At 48.2% G+C, this 218-nt stretch carries 1 protein-coding gene; it reads left to right on the plus strand.

Annotated elements, in window-relative coordinates:
• Positions 1 to 218: DUF4815 domain-containing protein (locus BN338_RS09285; RefSeq protein WP_039761425.1), on the plus strand; the 218-nt coding region annotated here is incomplete at both ends.

Genomic DNA, 218 nt, shown 5'->3' on the forward strand with positions numbered 1-218 from the left:
CGCAGGAAATCACTGTCTCAGGAGGGGCAATGGGGGGTGATATTATTGTCAGTTACACCTATAAACTCCCCCGCATTGACCGTCTTGGTCTTAACACAAAAGGCAATGTCGTCTATATCAAAGGCGTTTCTTCAGACCAACCCATGGCGCCTAGTGTCCCTGATGATGTGCTCTCCCTTGCCACCATAACCAATAATTGGCTTGAAACACCCCAAGTT

This window comes from Bartonella queenslandensis AUST/NH15, from assembly GCF_000312585.1.
Taxonomy (GTDB): Bacteria; Pseudomonadota; Alphaproteobacteria; order Rhizobiales; family Rhizobiaceae; genus Bartonella; species Bartonella queenslandensis_A.